At 75.5% G+C, this 18,877-nt stretch carries 15 protein-coding genes; 7 read left to right on the top strand and 8 right to left on the bottom strand.

All coding sequences use genetic code 11. The features are described from left to right. Window positions 1-9: 9 nt before the first annotated feature. The 5 genes from DMB38_RS02340 to DMB38_RS02360 all read right to left on the bottom strand — a co-directional run bounded on the left by DMB38_RS02340 (window position 10) and on the right by DMB38_RS02360 (window position 6,017). Window positions 10-447 (bottom strand): roadblock/LC7 domain-containing protein, encoded by a 438-nt coding sequence (locus tag DMB38_RS02340; RefSeq protein WP_125933736.1) that lies wholly within the window; start codon window positions 445-447, stop codon window positions 10-12. Continuing rightward, entirely contained in the window at window positions 444-3,527 is a 3,084-nt protein-coding gene (locus DMB38_RS02345; RefSeq protein WP_240661928.1) for a nitrate- and nitrite sensing domain-containing protein, read from the bottom strand. The genes DMB38_RS02340 and DMB38_RS02345 overlap by 4 nt, the downstream gene beginning before the upstream one ends. Before the next feature lie 74 nt (window positions 3,528-3,601). Next, window positions 3,602-4,381, bottom strand: a complete 780-nt coding sequence (locus DMB38_RS02350) for an MHYT domain-containing protein (protein WP_125933737.1) — start codon at window positions 4,379-4,381, stop codon at window positions 3,602-3,604. Between the two features lie 178 nt (window positions 4,382-4,559). Next, on the bottom strand, window positions 4,560-4,742 hold the full coding sequence (locus tag DMB38_RS02355) for a hypothetical protein (RefSeq protein WP_026276228.1): 183 nt from the start codon (window positions 4,740-4,742) through the stop codon (window positions 4,560-4,562). Between the two features lie 222 nt (window positions 4,743-4,964). Further along, a complete protein-coding gene (locus tag DMB38_RS02360) occupies window positions 4,965-6,017 on the bottom strand; it encodes an acyl-CoA desaturase (RefSeq protein ID WP_125933738.1) in 1,053 nt (350 codons plus the stop codon). A gap of 241 nt (window positions 6,018-6,258) precedes the next feature. On the opposite strand from DMB38_RS02360, the gene DMB38_RS02365 reads away from it, so the two are divergent. Both DMB38_RS02365 and DMB38_RS02370 read left to right on the top strand, forming a co-directional pair. After that, on the top strand, window positions 6,259-9,159 hold the full coding sequence (locus tag DMB38_RS02365) for a DEAD/DEAH box helicase (RefSeq protein WP_125933739.1): 2,901 nt from the start codon (window positions 6,259-6,261) through the stop codon (window positions 9,157-9,159). Then, entirely contained in the window at window positions 9,156-10,469 is a 1,314-nt protein-coding gene (locus DMB38_RS02370; RefSeq protein WP_125933740.1) for an SWF or SNF family helicase, read from the top strand. Before DMB38_RS02365 ends, DMB38_RS02370 begins: the two co-directional genes overlap by 4 nt. Before the next feature lie 214 nt (window positions 10,470-10,683). On the opposite strand, the gene DMB38_RS02375 is transcribed toward DMB38_RS02370, so the two are convergent. Next, window positions 10,684-11,580: a LysR family transcriptional regulator gene (locus tag DMB38_RS02375; protein ID WP_125933741.1), complete on the bottom strand. Its 897-nt coding sequence runs from the start codon at window positions 11,578-11,580 to the stop codon at window positions 10,684-10,686. Between the two features lie 83 nt (window positions 11,581-11,663). Here DMB38_RS02375 and DMB38_RS02380 point away from each other — a divergent pair, with 83 nt between their 5' ends. Next, complete coding sequence (locus tag DMB38_RS02380) at window positions 11,664-12,812, top strand: alpha/beta hydrolase (protein ID WP_125933742.1); 1,149 nt, start codon at window positions 11,664-11,666, stop codon at window positions 12,810-12,812. Window positions 12,813-12,885: 73 nt separating this feature from the next. Here the strand turns inward: DMB38_RS02380 and DMB38_RS02385 are convergent, their stop codons facing one another. Next, a complete protein-coding gene (locus DMB38_RS02385; RefSeq protein WP_125933743.1) occupies window positions 12,886-14,049 on the bottom strand; it encodes a citrate synthase/methylcitrate synthase in 1,164 nt (387 codons plus the stop codon). A 95-nt stretch (window positions 14,050-14,144) separates the two neighbouring features. Here DMB38_RS02385 and DMB38_RS02390 point away from each other — a divergent pair, with 95 nt between their 5' ends. The 4 genes from DMB38_RS02390 to DMB38_RS02405 all read left to right on the top strand — a co-directional run bounded on the left by DMB38_RS02390 (window position 14,145) and on the right by DMB38_RS02405 (window position 17,955). Beyond that, the gene (locus DMB38_RS02390; RefSeq protein ID WP_125933744.1) at window positions 14,145-15,407 is read left to right on the top strand and encodes a citrate synthase; all 1,263 of its coding nucleotides are present in this window, start codon (window positions 14,145-14,147) and stop codon (window positions 15,405-15,407) included. 132 nt (window positions 15,408-15,539) lie between these two features. Then, window positions 15,540-16,334, top strand: a complete 795-nt coding sequence (locus DMB38_RS02395; RefSeq protein WP_125933745.1) for a basic amino acid ABC transporter substrate-binding protein — start codon at window positions 15,540-15,542, stop codon at window positions 16,332-16,334. Beyond that, window positions 16,331-17,158 (top strand): amino acid ABC transporter permease, encoded by an 828-nt coding sequence (locus tag DMB38_RS02400; RefSeq protein WP_125933746.1) that lies wholly within the window; start codon window positions 16,331-16,333, stop codon window positions 17,156-17,158. Before DMB38_RS02395 ends, DMB38_RS02400 begins: the two co-directional genes overlap by 4 nt. A 5-nt stretch (window positions 17,159-17,163) precedes the next feature. After that, a complete protein-coding gene (locus tag DMB38_RS02405; RefSeq protein ID WP_125938764.1) occupies window positions 17,164-17,955 on the top strand; it encodes an amino acid ABC transporter ATP-binding protein in 792 nt (263 codons plus the stop codon). An 11-nt stretch (window positions 17,956-17,966) separates the two neighbouring features. On the opposite strand, the gene DMB38_RS02410 is transcribed toward DMB38_RS02405, so the two are convergent. After that, entirely contained in the window at window positions 17,967-18,842 is an 876-nt protein-coding gene (locus DMB38_RS02410; RefSeq protein ID WP_125933747.1) for a hypothetical protein, read from the bottom strand. Window positions 18,843-18,877: the final 35 nt, after the last annotated feature.

Raw genomic sequence — 18,877 nt, forward strand, 5'->3', positions numbered from 1 at the left:
CCGCCGTGCTCAGCCCGGATTCCGCGGCTTCGCTGCGGCCGTTCGCGGGGCGGTGTATAGATGTTCGCCCACCCGTGCGACCAGGCGGGCCATTTCGTACGCGACGAGGCCCATGTCCGCCGTCGCGGCGCTGAATACGGCAAGACAGGAACCGTCCCCGGCCGCGGCCACGAAGAGGAAGCCGTCGTCCATCTCGACCATCGTCTGCCGTACGCCGCCCGCGCGGAAGTGCCGCCCGGCGCCCTTGGCGAGACTGTGGAAGCCGGACGCGACCGCCGCCAGGTGCTCGGCGTCCTCGCGGGAGAGCGTTCTGGAGCTGCCGACCGCGAGGCCGTCGCCGGAGAGCACCACGGCGTGGCGCACGTCGGCGACGCGCCCGACGAGGTCGTCCAGCAGCCAGTCGAGTCCCCCGGATCTCTGGGTGTGCACCGTGTCCGGCTCGATCATGGGCTTTCCCCTTCCCTCGACGTGTGCGCGGTCTCGTCCGGCTCCGGGCGCCCGGCGCCCGGTTCACCGCCGTAGGTACGGCCGGCGGGCAGGCCTCCGCCGCGTAACCAGCCGCTGCGGTACGCGGCCATGCGAGCGCGCGCCTCTTCCGGCGTGCGCTCCCGCGGTGCGGGGCGGCCCGCGGCACCGGACTCCCCGCGCGCTCCGGCGGCCCCGGCGCCGGTGTCCGTGACGTCCTCCGCGACGTCCCCGGTGTCCCCGGTGTGCGTGCCGCCGTCGCCGGAGCCGGGCTCCAGCCGCAACTGCGGCGCCATGCTGGCCTGCCGTACGCGCCTGGGCAGCTCCGTGACGTCCCCGGGGGCCTGGACGGCGGCCGCCTCCTGCCCGGCCCGCCCCGCGTACGTGCCGGACCCGCCGAAGAGCCCGCCGTCCTCCACCGCCACCCCCGCGCCGTCCCCGCCCTCCGCACCGTCCGCACCGTCCGCCGTCCCATCCGCCGGATCCACACCGAGCCGGGCCCGCAGCAGCACCACGTCCTCCCGCGACGCCAGCACCGGCCGCTCCCCCACCGGCCCGACGGCCGGCCCCCCGGCCCCGGGCCCCGCGCGCCACGGCCCCGGCAGCGCCCGCCCGGCCCGCCGCTCCGGCAGCCCGTTCTCCGCGACCGGCGCCCCGTTCTCCGCCCCGTGCGCGCCGGAGCCGCCACCGTCCGCCCCGTTCCGCACCGGCACCCCGGGCAGCCCCGGAACCCTCGCACCACCCGCCGGCCCCGCCACCCCGGAACCGCCGGATCCACCGGGCACCAGCCCTCCCGGGAACGGCCGCGCCGCCGCGCCCCGCACCCCCGCTCCCGGGTCCACCGCCCCCTCGACCGCCGCCTCCAGCAGCGCCGTCGGCAGCAGCACCACCACCGTCGTCCCCCCGTACGCCGACTCCCGCAGACTGACCTGGATCCCGTGCCGCGCCGCCAGCCGGCTCACCACGAACAGCCCCAGCCGGTCGCTGTCGAAGAGGTCCAGCGCCTCCGACTCCCGGATCCGCCGGTTCGCCGCGGCCAGCGCCTCCTTGCCCATGCCCAGGCCGCGGTCCTCGACCTCGATCGCGTATCCCTTGCCGACCTGCTCGCCGTACACCCGCACCTTGGTGTGCGGCGGCGAGAACTGCGCGGCGTTCTCCACCAGCTCCGCCAGCAGGTGCGTCAGGTCGGCCACCGCCGCGCCCACCACGGCCACGTCCGACAGCGCCCGCACCTCCACGCGCGCGTAGTCCTCCACCTCCGAGACCGCGGCCCGTACCACGCTCTGCAGCGGCACCGGCATCCGCCACGCGCGGCCCGGGGCCGCGCCGGAGAGGATGATCAGGCTCTCGGCGTGCCGCCGCATGCGGGTCGTGAGGTGGTCGAGCCGGAAGAGGTCGTCCAGTTCCTCGGGATCCTCGGCGCGCCGCTCCATGCTGTCCAGCAGCGCGAGCTGGCGGTGGACGAGCACCTGGCTGCGGCGGGCGAGGTTGACGAACACCCCGGAGATGCCGCTCGCCAGCTCGGCCCGCTCGACGGCGGCGCGCAGCGCCGCCCGGTGCACGGTGGTCAGCGCCTCGCCGACCTGGGCGATCTCGTCGTCGCCCGGGTCGCCCCTGGGGGCCTCGCCGGCGATGTCGATCTCCTGTCCGGCGCGCAGCCGGTGCATCGCGTGCGGCAGCTTGCGGCGGGCGAGTTCGAGGGCCGAGTTGCGCAGGCCGACGAGTTCGACGATCAGCCCGCGGCCTATCCGTACGGAGATGAGGAGAGCCGCGGCCACGGCGGCGAGGCCCAGGACGGCCGCGGCGCCGGAGGGGGTGAGCATGCCGTCGGTGAAGGGGTCGGTGCGGTCGGCCTCCGCGGCGTGCTCCCGTCCGACGGCGCGGACGGCGCCGGCCACGTCCGCGTACGGGCCCTCCCAGTCGCGCGCGGGGGCGGCCTCGACGGCGGCGGTGCCGGAGTCCGCGGCGGCCACGGCGTCCTCCAGCTCGCCGAGGGTGCGGTACGCCTCGCTCTCCCGGGCCTGCCGCCACACCTCCGCCTCACCGCCGCCGAGGTCGGCGGCCGAGCCCTCCTCCAGGGCGGCGCGGGCGGACGCGGCGTCGGCGAAGGCGCGGTGGTGCGCGGCGCTGAGCGACCCGCGCACCTGCCCGGCGGCCAGGAGCGCGTCCTCGCGGGCGAGCATCTCGCCGGCCCGGCCGAACTCGTGCAGCACCCGGGCCTCGGACGCCCCCTCGGCGCCCTGGATGCCGGTCAGTGCGCCGGAGACGCCGAAGGCGCGGTCGACGGCCGCGGTGTACTCGTCGTACGTTCGCGTCCAATCGGTCGTACGGGCCTCCACCCGGGTACGCAGCCGGCCCAGCGACTCCGTGCCCGTGACGAAGCCGTCGAGCCGCCGGGTGACGTCCCGGGGCAGGTCGGCGCCCTCGGCGACGGTGTGGCTGCCGTCGAGCCGCAACCGGTCGACGGCCCGGTCGGTGCGGACGGTGGCCGCACCGTAGGCGCCGCGGCTGTCACCGCCGGGGCCGGCGAGATGGCTTGCGGCGGCGCGCCGTTCGTCCTGGAGCGCGGCGACGGCGGCGGCAAGGGGCTGCCGCACCTCGGTCTCGACCTGCTCGATCTGGCGCAGGCGGGAGACGTCCTGCGCGGTGCCGACGGTGGCGTAGCCCCAGAGCGCTATGAGGGAGACGACCGGCACGGTCAGCAGGCAGATGACGCGCGCGCGTACGGTACGGGGCCCGAACCGGCGGCGCCGTCCGCGGTGTCCGGACGCCGGCGCCTTCCGTGCACCCCCCGCGTCCACACCTCCGGAGCCCTCCGCTTCCCCGCGGCCCGCCGCGCCCGGTCCGTCCGGCAGGTACGCCCGTTCCCAAGCGCTCGGCCCCGGCGGCGGCCCGGACTCGTCGGCGGGCGGTCCCGCGTGCGCCCGCCGGCCGCGCACGGGCGCGGGCACGGGCACGGGTGGCGCCGTCCCGCCCGTCCCGTGGTCGGCGGGCGGCTCGGCCCGAGGTGCGGACGGCGTACCGGACGGGCCGCTCGGCGGGGTGCTGTCCGGGGTTCGCATGTCCACCTCATATCGGTTGGCGGGGCCTGCCCCGCGGGGTCCGTCCGGCCGGTGTGCGGGCGCGGCGCGGCCGGCTAGACGGCGCCGGGCGCTCGGGTCAGGCGCTGGGCGGAGACGGTGGCGGCGCGCTCCGCGGCGGTCGGGGTGAGCGCGACGAAAGCCGAGGTGAGGAAGAGGTACGAGCCGAGACCCACGGTCAGGGGAAAGACGAACTGGGTGGCGGTCGCCCCGGCCAGGGCTTCGGGCGAGGGCATCACGGACACGGACACGGCGGCCATCCCGGTGTAGTGCATGCTCGTCACCGCCGCCCCCATGACGAGGGAGGCGAGGGTCACGGCAAGCGGGGAGCGGATGGTGAGCGCGGCCCACAGCGCGGCGGTGGCCGTGGCGACGGCGATGAGGACGGAGAGCACCACGGCCGCGAGGTCGTAGGAGATCGAGCCGTGCAGGCGGACGGCGGACATCCCGAGGTAGTGCATGGCGGCCACGCCGAGCCCGATGGCGAGCCCGGCGACCAGCAGGGCCGGGCCGCGGGCCCGGAGGCGGCCGAGGGCGAAGACGCCGGCGCCGGCGACGGCCATGGCGACCACGAGGCTGAGGACCGTCCGCGGGATGTCGTAGCGGATCTCGGTGCCGCTGACGGTGAAGCCCAGCATGGCGATGAAGTGCATCGTCCATATGCCGGTCCCGGTGGCGGACGCGGCGGTGAGCAGCCAGTTGCGCCGGGAGCGGGCGGTGGGGGCCGCCAGCGCCTGGACGGTGCAGCGCAGCCCGAGCCCGGCGCCGATGCACGCCATCGCGTAGGAGAGAACGGGTGTCAGCCACCCGTAGGCTGCGTGGTCGAGGTGTCCCATGTCTCAGGGACGCTAGTCCGGTTGGGGGCGCACGACCGGGGCGCATGCCAAACCTGACTGAATTTGACAGAGTCATTGCCTCGATCGACCAGGGCAACGCCCGAAGAGGCACATCCCTGGCACATTTCTTACGGCATATGCCTCATCGGCCGTGTGCCTCCCCGGGAGGGGCGCACGGTCAGCGCCCGAGCTCCTTGCGTGTCACCCTCTTGAGCCTGCGGCGCTGCCCGGGGTCGAGCGCCAGATAGGCGGCCACCGGCACACCGACGATCACCAGCACGGCGATCCAGAACGAGGTCAACCACCACAGCAGCAAGCCGACCGCCACCCCGCCGGCCGCGACCTTCCCTCGATTCGTCATCTTCCTGCCTCCTACAGCGGCGGCACACCGCCCTCGACTGGGGAACGGCCGCGCCGCTCCCCCGGTTCCTTTATCCCATGACCGGAGCCGGAGGGCGTCATACATGTGGATGAGGGACCCATTACGGGACGGGTTCCCCGTTACGGACGGGAGGTGCGCCATGACGGGGCGGGAGGCGGTCCCGCCCCGGGGGGGCGGCAGGGAGGGCAGAGCGTGCGCCCCCTACGGGACGTCGGGGGTGCGCAGCGGCTCGCCGACCTCGTGCATGTGCTCCAGCGCCAGCCGGTACGACTCGACCGCGCTGGTCTGCGCGTACGGCAGCCCGAGCGCCGCGCAGTGCGCCCGTACCAGCGGCTGGACGCGGCGCAGGTGGGGGCGGGGCATGTTGGGGAAGAGGTGGTGCTCGATCTGGTAGTTCAGGCCGCCCATGAGCCAGTCGGTGACGGCCCCGCCGCGCACGTTGCGGGAGGTGAGCACCTGGCGGCGCAGGTGGCCCCAGTCGTCGTCGCCCGTCTCGGGCATCTCCATGCCCTTGTGGTTGGGCGCAAAGCACATCCCCAGGTGCAGGCCGAAGACCGCGTGCTGCACGAGCGCGAAGACCACGGCCTTGCCCGGCGACATGGCGGTCAGCAGCAGGGCGGCGTAGCCGAGCACGTGGAGGCCGAGGAGCAGGGCTTCGAGGCGGCGCTCGCCCTTGTCCTGCCGGCGCAGGTCCTGCCAGCTCGACACCTTCAGCGCGATGCCCTCGAGGAGCAGCATCGGGAAGAACAGGGCGGCCTGGTGACGGGTGAGCCAGCGCGCGAAGCCCTCGCGCTGCGCGGCCTGGCGCTGGGTCCACACCAGCGCGCCGACGCCGACGTCGGGGTCCTTGTCGATGTGGTTGGGGTTGGCGTGGTGGCGGTTGTGCTTGTCCGTCCACCAGTGGTAGCTCATGCCGATCAGCAGGTTGCCGTGGAAGAGCCCGAGCGCGCGGTTGGCCTTGCGGGTGCCGGCTATCTGCGCGTGGCCGGAGTCGTGGCCGATGAAGGCGGTACGGGTGCTGAACACCGCGGCCGGAACCGCGAGGAAGAGGGTCCACCAGGTGTTGCCGAGGAGGTGGATGCCGACGCCGGTGGCGGCGAGCGACAGCAGCGTGACCGCGATGCTGAACCCGTACCAGCCGCGCCGCCTGCGCAGCAGTCCGGCGGCCTTCACCTCCCGCAACAGCGGCGTGAACTCCGAACTCCTGGCGGTTGCCGCCCCCTTGGGGGCCGGCGTGACAGTGGCTTGCGGCATGGCGCCTCCGGTCTCTCGGTGCGAGGACCTCGACGCTACGGAACCGGAGAGCTCGGCGCGGTGACGTCAGCACCCGGAACGCCCGGGTGCAATCCACCCGGCACAAGGTAGTGCCAGATACACCCCCCGCGGCACCGCATGCGGAAAAGTGAAGTTGATCACTCCGCGGCGCCGTCCGGGGCCGCGGGGCCTGGGGTACCCTCGACCGCCCGGTAGTCAAACTTGAGGAGTGCGTCCGTACGTGACCGCCCTTCCCCTGCTCTCCCGCTGCGCCGCCCTTTTCCTCCCCGCCGACCCCGCCCGCACCGGCCGGATGGCCTTCTGGCTCCCGGACGACGACCGGACCCACGGCCAGGGGCCCGGCCCCGCCGCAGGCCCGCCCGACCACCCCCGCGGCACCCGCGCCGCGCTGACCGTCGCAGGACCGGGCGGCGGCACCCGCGAGGTGCCGGCGCTGCTGCTGCCCGCCGCGGACGCGCTGCCCGTGCTCACCCGTGCACGGGCCGCGCACGCCGCCGGCGCCGACGGCGTGCACCCGGCCGCCGTCTTCTGGGGCACCGCCGCGCTGCTGGCGCTGCGCCTCGCCGCCCGCGGCAAGCTGCTGCCGGGGCTGAGCGAGGGCGCGTACGACGCCTGGCGCTGCGGCCCGCTGGGCGAGGACGACGTACGGGAGCTGCGGGAGCTGGCGGCCGCGATGCCGCCGGAGGCGCACGCGGCGCCGCAGCCGCGGGACGGCGCATCGGACACGGACCCCGTGCTCCTCCCCGGCCCCGAGCACCTGCTCCGCGCCTTCCTCGACGCCGTCGCCGACGGCCTCCCCCGCTCCCCCGCCGCCGTCCTGGCCGCCGGCGGCCGGGCCTTCGCCGCGCCCGAGCCGCGGCACGTCCCCGAGCAGCGCGCCTGGGCCGACGACGTCGCCGCCGGGCACGACGCCGGGGTACGGGTCTCGCTCCGCGTCGACATGGACACCACCGGCGACCGCCCCGCCTTCCGGGCCGTCGTCCAGCTCCACGGCACCTCCGATCCCACCCTCCTCGCCGACGCCGCCGACGTGTGGGCCGGCACCGCGGCCCACTTCGGCCCCGGTGCCCGCATGCAGGCCCTGCTCACCCTCCGCCGCGCCGCCCACGCCTGGGACGCGCTCACCCCGCTGCTCTCGGCCGCCGTGCCCGACGCCGTCGACCTCGGCGACGACGACCTCGCCGCCCTCCTCGGCCCAGGTGCCCGCGACCTGGCCGCCGCCGGCGTGGAGATCCACTGGCCCCGCGACCTGACCCGGCACCTCACCGCCCGCGCCGTCGTCGGCCCCGCCGACGACCCGGACGGCCGCCGCCCCGGCCCGTCCTACCTCTCCGCCGACGCCCTCGTCGCCTTCGGCTGGCGCTACGCGGTCGGCGACGTGGAGCTGACCCGCGCCGAGCTGGACCGGCTCGCCGAGGCGGCCCGCCCGGTGGTGCGGCTGCGCGACCGCTGGGTGCTGGTCGACCCCGAGTCCGTACGCCGGGCACTGGACCGCAAGGACGCCGACCTGACTCCCGTCGACGCCCTCGGCGCGGCGCTCACCGGGGAGATCGACGACCCGGCCGTGCCCGGCGGGCGGGTCGAGGTCGCCGCGAGCGGCTGGCTCGACACACTGCGCAAGCGCATCGCGGACCCCGAGGAGCAGAGCGAGCCGACCGCCCCGCCCGCCGCCCTCGCCGCGACCCTCCGCGACTACCAGTTGCGCGGGCTCGGCTGGCTGCGCCGCATGACCTCGCTCGGCCTCGGCGGCTGCCTCGCCGACGACATGGGCCTGGGCAAGACCATCACTCTCATCTCCCTGCACCTCGACCGCCAGGAGCGGGAGGAGACCGCGGGCCCGACGCTGGTGGTCTGCCCGGCGTCGCTGCTCGGCAACTGGCAGCGCGAGATCGAGCGCTTCGCGCCCGGCACCCCCGTGCGCCGCTTCCACGGCGGCGGGCGGTCGCTGGAGGCGCTGGCGGACGGCGAGTTCGTGCTCACGACGTACGGGACGATGCGGCTCGACGCCGGGCGGCTGGCGGAGGCGGGCTGGTCGCTCGTCGTCGCCGACGAGGCGCAGCACGTCAAGAACCCCTTCTCCGCGACCGCGAAGGCGCTGCGCACCATCCCCTCCCGGGCACGGGTCGCGCTGACCGGCACGCCGGTGGAGAACAACCTCTCCGAGCTGTGGGCGATCCTCGACTGGACGACGCCCGGACTGCTGGGCCCGCTGCGGAGGTTCCGTACGCGCTACGCGGACGCCGCGGAATCAGGCGCAGGGTGGCCCGGGGGGAGTGAAGGAGACGGCGACGCCGCCGAGCGGCTCGCCCGGCTCGTCCGCCCCTTCCTGCTCCGCCGCCGCAAGTCCGACCCGGGCATCGCGCCGGAGCTGCCGCGCAAGACCGAGACCGACCGGGCGGTGGCGCTGACGGTGGAACAGGCCGGGCTGTACGAGGCGGTGGTGCGCGAGACGCTCGCGGCGATCGCCGAGGCGGACGCGATGGCCAGACGCGGGCTGATCCTGAAGCTGATGACGGCGCTTAAGCAGATCTGCAACCACCCCGCGCAGTATCTGAAGGAGGACGACCCGCGCATCCCCGGCCGCTCGGGGAAGCTCGAACTCCTCGACGAACTGCTGGACGTGATCCTCGCCGAGGGCGGCAGCGTGCTGGTCTTCACCCAGTACGTGCGGATGGCCCGGCTGCTCGGGACCCATCTCGCGGCCCGCGGCGTCCCCGCCCAACTGCTGCACGGCGGCACCCCGGTGCCCGAGCGCGAGGAGCTGGTACGGCGCTTCCAGGACGGCGAGGTGCCGGTCTTCCTGCTCTCGCTGAAGGCCGCCGGCACGGGCCTCAACCTCACCCGCGCGGGACACGTCGTGCACTACGACCGCTGGTGGAACCCCGCCGTCGAGGCGCAGGCCACCGACCGCGCGTACCGCATCGGGCAGACGCAGCCCGTGCAGGTGCACCGGCTGGTCGCCGAGGGCACGATCGAGGACCGCATCGCGCAGATGCTGCAGCACAAGCAGGGCCTCGCGGACGCCGTACTCGGCGGCGCCGGCGAGGCGGCGATCACCGAACTGTCCGACGGGCAACTGGCGGAGCTGGTCCGGCTGGCCGGGCCGCGAGGGGGCGAGTGATGACGGAGCGGGAGGAGCTGACCTTCGAGGCGCTGCCGCCGAGCCAGGGGCGCGGGTTCGCCCACACGTGGTGGGGGCGGGCCTGGCAGAAGGCGCTGGAGGACACGGTGCTGGACGGCACGCTGCTGCGCCGCGGGCGCAAGCACGCGCGCGCGGGCGCGGTGGGCGCGGTCGCGGTGCGGCCGGGGCGGCTCACGGCGCGGGTGCTGGGCGCGGACCGTACGCCGTACCGCACCGACGTGCTGGTGCAGCAGCTCGACGACGCCGACTGGGAGCGGCTGCTGGACACGATCGCCGACCGCGCGGGACACATCGCGGCGCTGCTCGACCGGGACATGCCGCCGGAGCTGGACGAGGACGCGGCGGCGGCCGGGGTGTCGCTGCTGCCGGGGATCGGCGACCTGCAGCCGGAGTGCGGCTGCGGGGAGTGGGACCACTGCGAGCACACGGCGGCGCTCAGCTACCTGGTGGCGCGGCTGCTGGACGCGGACCCGTTCGTGCTGCTGCTGATGCGGGGGCGGGGCGAGGCGCGGCTGCTGGCGGACCTCCAGGAGCGGAGCGCGGCGCGGGCGGAGCGGGAGGCGGGGTCCGCGGGGTCCGCGGTCCCTTCGGTGACCGCGGGGGTACGGGCGGACGAGGCGTACGCGGCGCCGCCGCGCCCCTTGCCGCCCGCCGTGGGGCCGGTCGCGGAGGCGGGGACGCCCCCGGTGCTCACCGGCGGCGCGGAGCCGGCGGCGGGACTGGACGTGGCGGCGCTGGAGTTCCTGGTCACGGACACGGCGGTCCGGGCCCGCCGACTGCTGGCCGACGCCCTGGCGCCGGACCACGCGGGGGCGCCGCTGCCGCCGGAGCTGACGGAGTCGCAGGACGCGGTACGGATGGCGGCGACGGCGAAGTCCGCGGGCCCGGGAGACGGTTCGTACGCCGACGCGGGCGGCGCGGCGGCGCGGATCGCCGTCCGGCTGGCGCGGGGCAGCGGGCGGGACCGGGGCGGCATGGAGCGTGCGGTACGGGCCTGGCGCCACGGCGGCGCCGCGGGCCTCGCGGTGCTGGAGGACGACTGGACCCCGGACCCGGCGGCCCTGGCCCGCGCCACGGACCAGTTGGCCGCCGCCTGGGACCCGGACACCCGCCCCCGCCTCCGCGCCACGGGCACCCGCTGGACGGCGGTGGGCCGCGGCGCCCAGCTCCGCTACGGCCCCGACGGCCGCTGGTGGCCGTACCGCAAGGAGGGCACCACCTGGACCCCGGCGGGCCCCCCGGCCCCGGACCCGGCGGCAGCCCTGGCCACGGTCCTGGAAGACGCCTGACGCCGCAGGCGGGCCTCGCCGCAGGCGGGCCTCGCCGCAGGCGGGCCTCGCCGCAGGCGGGCCTCGCCGCAGGCGGGCCTCGCCGCAGGCGGGCCTCGCCGCAGGCGGGCCTCGCCGCAGGCGGGCCTCGCCGCAGGCGGGCCTCGCCGCAGGCGGGCCTCGCCGCCGCCTGCGGCGGGCGGCGCGGCCGGTACGCCGCCCGTGCCGCGGGGCCTCACGCCCCGCGGCTCCCGCACGCGGTCGCCAGGACCTCCACCACCGCACCCCGCGCCGGGCCGGCGCCGGACTCCGGCCAGGCCGCGACCAGATCCAGGAGCGGGGCCGCCGCCAGGCGGCGGAACGCCACCCCCGGGCGGGCCAGCGTGCGCTGGGAGGCGGGTACCAGCGCGACGCCCGTGCCCGCCGCCACCAGCGCCGTGATCGTCTGCATCATCACCGCCTCCTGTGCCACCTCCGGCGGCGGGCCGCCGTCACCGCGGCAGTAGTCGGTGATGAGGTCGTACATCCACGCGCCCTTGGCCCGCGGGAAGCGGACGAACGGCTCGCCCCGCAGGTCCGCCGCTGTGAGGCGGGGCAGCCGGGTGAGGCGGTGGCCCACGGGGAGCGCCGCGACCAGCGGCTCCCGCGTGAGCAGCCGCGTGCGCAGGCCCGCCGGGAGCGGCGACGGCGGGCGGAGAAGGCCGAGGTCCAGTTCACCGCGCGCGAGCGCGGCCACCTGCTCGGCGCTCGTCGACTCGCGCAGCGTGATCTCCAGGTCCGGGTACCGCGTCCGCAGCACCGGCATCGCACGCGGCAGCAGTTCGTCCGTCGCCGAGCCGACGAACCCCAGCGCGAGCCGCCCGAGTTCGCCGGCCGCCGTGCGCCGCGCCACGCGGGCCGCCCGCGCGGCCCGGGCGACCGTCTCCCGCGCCTCCGGCAGGAACGCCGCTCCCGCCGGACTCAGCGCGACCCGGCGCCGGTTGCGGGTCAGCAGTTCCACGCCGAGGTCCGTCTCCAGCTTCCGTATCTGCTGGGAGAGCGCGGGCTGGGCGATGCCCAGCCGGCCCGCCGCCCGCCCGAAGTGCAACTCCTCGGCGACGGCGACGAAATACCGTAGCTGGCGCAACTCCATGACCTCACGTTATAAGCGTCGACGATCAATTCATAGACAGAGATAGATTGTTCGTCTCACGGGCCCCGCCTACGGTCACCGGCATGCGGAGACGACACTTCCTCAGCACCGGCGCCGCCGCCGGCCTCGCCGGCCTCACCGCCACCGCCGCGCCCCGGCCCACCGCCGCGGCGAGCACCCGTACCGCCGCCGCGGACCGCACCGCAGCCGTCCGCGGCTACGACGACGGCCTCGCCCGCCGGGACCTCACGACCCGCGGCGCCGACGGCGTCCGCATCTTCCTCCGCGAGGTCACCACCCCCGGCCGCCCCCCGCGCGGCGCGCCGCTGCTCCTCGTGCACGGCGCCCGCCCGGACGGCACGTCCGCGTTCGACCTGCCCGTGCCCGGCGGCTCCCTCGCCGCCGACCTCGTACGGGCCACCGACCGCCCCGTCTACGCCATGGACCTGCGCGGCTTCGGCCGCTCCGACCTGCCGCCCGGCATGCGCACCCCCGCCGCGGGCGCCGAGCCGCAGGTCCGCTCCGACACCGCTCTCGCCGACATCGGCACCGCCGTCGCCTTCCTCCGCCTCCGCCACCGCTCCCGGCGGCTCGCCGCTCTCGGCTGGGCGACCGGCGGGCACTGGCTGGGAATGTACGCCGCGCTCCACACCGACCTGATCACGGACCTCGTCGTGCTCAACACCCTCTATTCGGGCACGAGCCACTGGCCGCTGCAGGGCGAGCTGGCGGACCCCGGCCGGCCGGGCGAACCGCTGCCCCAGCCCGGCTGGCGCGCGGTCACCGCCGATTCGCTCACCGCCCGCTGGGACACCGGGCTGCCCGCCGGCCAGGACCCCGACGTCCGCCGCGACCCGGCGGTGCGCGCCGCGTACCGCGAGGCCGCCCTGCGCCACGGCCCCCCGGACGGGAGCGCAACACCACCCGGCGGCCAACCCGCCCCGCCGGCCTTCCGCAACCCGACCGGGCCACTCGTCGACGCCTTCTACCTCGCGCAGGGGCGGCAGTTCTACGACGCCGGCCTCATCCGCGCCCGGACCCTCGTGCTCCGCGGCGAGGACGACTTCTGGTCCCGGCCCGAGGACGCCGAACTGCTCGGCCGCCACCTCACCCGCGCCGCGGAGGCCCGGGTGCGTACGCTGCCCGGCGCGTCCCACTACCTCCACCTGGAGCGGCCCGGCTTCGGCCGCGACCGGCTGCTGGCGGAGGTACGGGACTTCCTCTCCGGCTGACGACCGCCCGGGGGAGCGCCCGCGTCGACCGCCATCCGCGGCGGGGCCGCGGCGGCGCGGGCGCGCCCGGCGCTCAGGCCGCCCGCGGGACCGGCTGCGGCGGCGGGGGCCCCACGTAACGGGCCGCCGGGCGGATGATCTTGGGGTCCTCCGCCTGCTCCAGGACGTTCGCGCTCCAGCCCACCACCCGCGCCGCCGCGAACGTCGGCGTGAACATGTCCCGCGGCAGCCCGCACTGCTCCATCACCACGCCCGCGTAGAACTCCACGTTCGTGTGCAGCTCCCGCCCCGGCTTCAGCTCCGCGAGTATCTCCACCACCCGCCGCTCGACCTCGACCGCGAACTCCGCCAGCGGCCCGCCGAACGACTCCGCGTACCCCCGCAGCAGCCGCGAGCGCGGGTCCTCCGTGCGGTAGACCGCGTGGCCGAAGCCCATGATCCGCTCGCCCGCCAGCACCCGTTCGCGGATCCAGGGGTCGATGCGGTCCGGCGTGCCGATGGCGTCGAGCGCGTCCAGCGCGCGGCTCGGCGCCCCGCCGTGCAGCGGCCCGGAGAGCGCGCCGATCGCGCCGACGAGGCACGCCGCCAGGTCCGCGCCGGTGGACGCGATCGTCCGGGCGGTGAAGGTCGAGGCGTTGAAGCCGTGGTCGACGGTGGAGATCAGGTACGCCTCGATCGCCCGCGCGCGGGCGGGGTCCGGTTCCTCGCCGGTGAGCATGTACAGGTAGTTGGCCGCGTACGGCAGGTCGTCGCGTGGCTCGACGGGCTCCTGCCCCTGCCCGATGCGGTGCAGCGCGGTCAGCAGCGTGGGCACCCTCGCGCACGCGGCGAGCGCGTTCTCGCGGCGCTGGGTCGGCGTCAGGTCGTACAGCGGCCGGAAGTCCGCCGCCGCGCCCGCCTGGGAGAGCGCGGTGCGCAGCCCGGCGAGCGGGCCCGCGAGCACGCTGGAGCGGGCGATGCCCGGCAGCGCGTCGCGCAGGTCCGCCGGCAGGTGGCGCAGCGCGGCGGTGCGCGCGGTGAACGCGGCCCGCTGCGCGGCGTCCGGCAGCTCGCCCTCGAACATCAGGTGCCAGACGTCCTCGAAGGTGCGCTCGCGGGCGAGGTCCACCGCGGAGTACTGGCGGTAGTGGTAGAAGCCCTCGCGTCCGCGTACGTCGCCCAGCCGGGTCTCGGTGACGACGACGCCGCTGAGCCCCCGCGGGGCGGGGGCCGGGGCGTCGGCCCTGGTTGTGGCCATGCCGGTCTTCCTCTCTCCTCTATTGATTCGACTGTCCACCCTTGATTCAATAGCTGTCAATCTTGATTGAATCAATATGGAAGGGGGAGGAGACGATGGCCGAGGAGACGCGGGACGAGCTCACCACCCGCGAGGCCGCCGAGCGGCTGGGCGTGAAGCCCGAGACCGTGTACGCCTACGTCAGCCGCGGCCTGCTGAGCAGCCGCAAGGCGCCCGGGGGCCGCGGCAGCCTCTTCGACGCCCGCGAGGTCGGCGCCCTGGCGCGCCGCCACCGCCGCCCGCACGCCGCCGTGGCCACCGCCCCCGCCGCCGGGGAGGACGGCGAGATGCCTGCCGGCACCCCGGTCCGTACGGGCATCACGCTCATCGGGCGCGACCGCTACTTCTTCCGCGGCGTCGACGCCACCGCCCTGGCCGCCGCGTACGGCTACGAGGAGGTCGCCGATTGGCTGTGGACCGGCCGGCTCACCCCCGGCGTCCGCTTCACCGCACCGCCCGGGCTGCTGGCCGCCGCGACCGCCGCCGTCGCCGCGCTCCCCGCCCACGCCGGTCCCGTCGACCGGCTGCGGGCCGCCGTGGTCGCCGCCGCGGCGGCCGACCCGCTGCGCTTCGACCTCGCGGACGACGCCGTCCGCGCCACCGCCCGCGGCCTGGTCGCCACCATGGCCACCGCGCTCCCCCCGGCCGGCCCCGCGCACGCCCCGGACGCGCCCGTGGCCCGCCGGCTGTGGGCGCGCCTGACGGCGCTGCCGCCCGACGCCGGCTCCGTACGCTGCCTGGACACCGCGCTCACCCTGCTCATCGACCACGACCTGGCGGCCTCCACCCTCGCCGCCCGCGTCGCCGCCTCCGCCCGCGCGCACCCGTACGCCGTCGTCACCACCGGGCTCGGCGCCCTCGACGGCCCGCTGCACGGCGCCGCGAGCGGCCTCGCGCACCGCATGCTCACCGAGGCGCTGGCGCGCGGCAGCGCCGCCGCCGTGGTCTCCGACCACCTGCGCGCCGGGCGGCGCGTCCCGGGCCTGGGGCACCGGCTGTACGCGGGCGAAGACCCGCGCGCCGAGGTACTGTTCGCGCTCCTGGACGGGATCCCGCGGGCCGCCGCGGCGCTGGCCGCCGCCCGGGAGGTCGCCGAGATCACCGCGAGGGACGTGCCCGTACGGCCGAACGTCGATCTGGCGCTGGCCGTGCTGTCGGTGTCGGCCGGCATGCCGGCGGAGGCGGGCGAGACGGTGTTCGCGGTGGCGCGTACGGCCGGATGGGTCGCGCATGCGCTGGAGGAATACGCCGAGCGCCCCCTGCGCATGCGTCCGAGCGGCCGCTACACCGGTCCGCCCCCCGAACAACCCCTCCCATAGGGAGCGTTACGCATCATGTGAACCGCTCCGTTACATGCTCGCAATGACCGGGGCGGCGACACGCGCGTAGACCGGTGGCAGGATCGCAGTCCCAGCAGCACATCCATTGCGCCGACCTGCCCAGGAGGCATCGTGTCGTACCGCCCCCCGCTGCCGCTCATAGCCATCGGCGCGGCGGCCGTGCTCCTCGCCGGGTGCAGCAGCACCGAGAAGTCCGGGCAGAGCGGTGAGGTATCGCTCGTCGAGAACGGGAAGCTGCTCAACTGCACCGGACTGCCGTACGAGCCCTTCGAATACCAGGACAAGAAGAGCGGCGACATCGTCGGCTTCGACATCGAGCTGATCGACCTCGTCGCGAAAGAGCTGGACGTCAAGCAGGAAGTCATCGACACGCCCTTCGAAGGCATCGAGTCCGGCGCGGTGTTCGCCTCCAACAAGTGCGACCTCTCCGCGGCCGGCATGACCATCACGGACGAGCGGAAGAAGAAGTTCGCCTTCTCCGACCCGTACTTCGACGCCACGCAGGCGCTCGCGACGAAGAAGGGCTCGGGGCTCGACTCGCTGGAGGCGCTGAAGGGCAAGCGCCTCGGCGTGCAGATGGACACCACGGGCCAGATGTACGCGCAGGAGAACGCCGAGGGCGTCGAGGTGAAGGACTACGAGGACCTCGGGCTGCAGTTGCAGGCGCTGGAGGGCGGCCAGATCCCGGCCGCGATCAACGACAACGGCGTGCTCTACGACTGGGTGAAGGACCGGCCGGACTTCGAGGTCTCCACCGAGTTCGACACCGGCGAGCAGTACGGCATCGGCGTCGGCAAGGACAACGAGGAACTGCTGAAGGTGATCAACGACGTTCTCGCGAAGGCGAAGGACGACGGCACGTACGACAAGATCTACCAGAAGTGGTTCGGCGAGGCGCCCCAGTGAAAGAGCCCGACAATCCCGGCAGCAAGCCCGCGGGGAGCCGGTCCCTGACGCGGCGCCAGCGGGTGCGGCTGGCGCGCGGCGCGCAGTACGGGGTGCTGCTCGCCGCGGCCGTCGCGATCGGCCTGCTGGCCGACTGGGGCGAGGTCAAGGATGCGTTCTTCAACCTCGACGTCGCGGAGAACCAGTTCCCCGACGTCATCACGACCGCGCTCGTCAACACGGTCACGTACACGGCGCTCGGCTTCGTGTTCGGGCTGGGACTCGGGCTGCTGCTGGCGCTGATGAAGCTGTCGTCCGTGCCGCCGAACCGGTGGCTGGCGACCGCGTACATCGAACTCTTCCGCGGCGTGCCCGCGCTGCTGGTCTTCATCGCCCTGGGCTACGGCGTGCCGCTGGCCTTCAAGGTGAACATCAACCTGCTGCTCACCACGATGCTCGCGCTCGGCCTGGTCGGTGCCGCGTACATGGCGGAGACCATCCGCGCGGGCATCCAGGCCGTGCCGAAGGGGCAGGTGGAAGCGGCCAGGTCGCTGGGCATGTCGCAGACGCGGGCGATGATCACGATCGTGATCCCGCAGGCGTTCCGCATCGTGCTGCCGCCGCTGACGAACGAGCTGATCCTGCTCACCAAGGACTCCTCGCTCGTCTATGTGCTGGGGCTGACCGTGGACGAGCAGGAGCTGACGAAGTTCGGTCGCGACGCGCTCAACGACAATCTGAGCCTGACGCCGATCCTCGTCGCGGGGCTGTGCTACCTCATCATCACCATCCCCCTCGGGCAGCTCGTCCGGCGGCTAGAGGCGAAGGCGGCGAAGGCGCGGTGACCACGGTGGACAAGACGGGGGGCACGGCCGCCCAGGGAGCGCCGGCCATCAGCGTCGAGGGGCTGCACAAGTCCTTCGGCGACCTGGAGGTGCTCGGCGGCATCGACCTGACGGTCGCGCGCGGCGAGGTGGTGTGCGTCATCGGGCCCTCGGGTTCCGGCAAGTCGACGCTGCTGCGCTGCGTGAACATGCTGGAGGAGCCGAGCGCGGGGCGGATCACCGTGGCCGGCGCCGAAGTCACCGACCCGGACGTCGACATCGACCGGGTGCGGCGCCGGATCGGCATGGTCTTCCAGTCGTTCAACCTCTTCCCGCATCTGACGGTGCTGGACAACCTCACCATCGCGCAGCGGCGGGTGCTCGGGCGCAGCCGGCCGGAGGCGGAGGAGGTCGCGCGGGCCAACCTGGTGCGGGTGGGGCTCACCGAGAAGGAGACGTCGTACCCGGCGCAGTTGTCCGGCGGGCAGCAGCAGCGGGTGGCGATCGCGCGGGCGCTGTCGATGGAGCCGGAGCTGATGCTCTTCGACGAGCCGACGTCCGCGCTCGACCCCGAGCTGGTCGGCGACGTGCTCGCGGTGATGCGGCACCTCGCGGACGAGGGCATGACGATGCTGGTGGTCACGCACGAGATGAGCTTCGCGCGGGAGGTGGCGGACCGGGTGGTCTTCATGGACGAGGGCGCCATCGTGGAGCAGGGCGTGCCGGAGCAGGTGATCGGCAACCCGCAGCACCGGCGGACGCGGACGTTCCTGGCGCGGGTGCTGGACCCGGCGGCGGCGGAGGTCGCGGAGCTGTAGGGCGTACGGGCTCAGGCGGCCCGTGCGCCGCCGAACTCGCCGAAGAAGCCGCGTACGGCCGCCGAGGCGTCGTACGCGTCGCTGCCCGAGCCGTCGGCGTGCCCGCCGAGCAGCGGGTCGGGCGTGCCCGGCCAGGCGTGGCCCAGGGACGCGACGGCGACGAGGCGTACGGGCTCGCGGCCCGCGGCGTCGCGGTGGCGGAACTCCGTGACGCCGGGCGCGGATTCGGTCCGTACCGGCTCCGCCGCGCAGCCCGCGGCCCCGGCCCAGCGTGCGACGGCGTCCGGCACGGGCTCGTCCCAGCGGGGGTCGGCCGCGCCGCGGTACGGGTTGGTGGCGTCCCGCAGCCCGTGTACGGCGAGCAGCGGCGGTGCGGCGTCGCCGGGGCCGCCCGGGCGGCGTACGCCCCCGACGCAGGCGACGGACGCGAGGCGGTCGCCGAAGGCGACGGCAGCGTGGCTCGCGAGCCGGGCGCCGCCGGAGAAACCGGAGAGGTGGCGGCGGGCGGGGTCGAGCGGGAGCATGCCGTCGAGGGTGTCGAGCAGCGCGGCGAGGAAGGCGACGTCGTCGACGCCGGCGGCCTCGTCCCGTATCCGCTCCTCCCCCGCCAGCGGCACCCCGGGCAGGGACCAGGCCCAGCCGCCCTGATAGGGCAGCGCTCCCTGGGGTGCGGCGACGGCGTATCCGTGCGCGGCCAGCTCGCCGAGGCCGCTGCCGCGGAGCTGGGCGGCGGGGCCGAGGCCGCTGGGGTGCAGGTCGACGACGAGCGGCGCGGGGCGCTCGCGCGGGCCGGGCTCCGGCCGCAGCAGGAGGAAGCGCCGGCGGCGCCCGCCGTACGTCAACTCGTGCCGCTCGGCTCGCCGTACGGTCTCCGCCCGGGTCGTCATGGTGAGCGATCCTACGGCGGCCGGCGGCGCGACCT

The sequence above is a fragment of the Streptomyces sp. WAC 06738 genome (assembly GCF_003945505.1).
Taxonomy (GTDB): domain Bacteria; phylum Actinomycetota; class Actinomycetes; order Streptomycetales; family Streptomycetaceae; genus Streptomyces.

Coding starts and splice junctions, on each gene's coding strand:
- DMB38_RS02340 (WP_125933736.1), bottom strand. CDS start 447: ATGATCGAGCCGGACACGGTGCACACCCAGAGATCCGGGGGACTCGAC.
- DMB38_RS02345 (WP_240661928.1), bottom strand. CDS start 3,527: ATGCGAACCCCGGACAGCACCCCGCCGAGCGGCCCGTCCGGTACGCCG.
- DMB38_RS02350 (WP_125933737.1), bottom strand. CDS start 4,381: ATGGGACACCTCGACCACGCAGCCTACGGGTGGCTGACACCCGTTCTC.
- DMB38_RS02355 (WP_026276228.1), bottom strand. CDS start 4,742: ATGACGAATCGAGGGAAGGTCGCGGCCGGCGGGGTGGCGGTCGGCTTG.
- DMB38_RS02360 (WP_125933738.1), bottom strand. CDS start 6,017: ATGCCGCAAGCCACTGTCACGCCGGCCCCCAAGGGGGCGGCAACCGCC.
- DMB38_RS02375 (WP_125933741.1), bottom strand. CDS start 11,580: ATGGAGTTGCGCCAGCTACGGTATTTCGTCGCCGTCGCCGAGGAGTTG.
- DMB38_RS02380 (WP_125933742.1), top strand. CDS start 11,664: ATGCGGAGACGACACTTCCTCAGCACCGGCGCCGCCGCCGGCCTCGCC.
- DMB38_RS02385 (WP_125933743.1), bottom strand. CDS start 14,049: ATGGCCACAACCAGGGCCGACGCCCCGGCCCCCGCCCCGCGGGGGCTC.
- DMB38_RS02390 (WP_125933744.1), top strand. CDS start 14,145: ATGGCCGAGGAGACGCGGGACGAGCTCACCACCCGCGAGGCCGCCGAG.
- DMB38_RS02410 (WP_125933747.1), bottom strand. CDS start 18,842: ATGACGACCCGGGCGGAGACCGTACGGCGAGCCGAGCGGCACGAGTTG.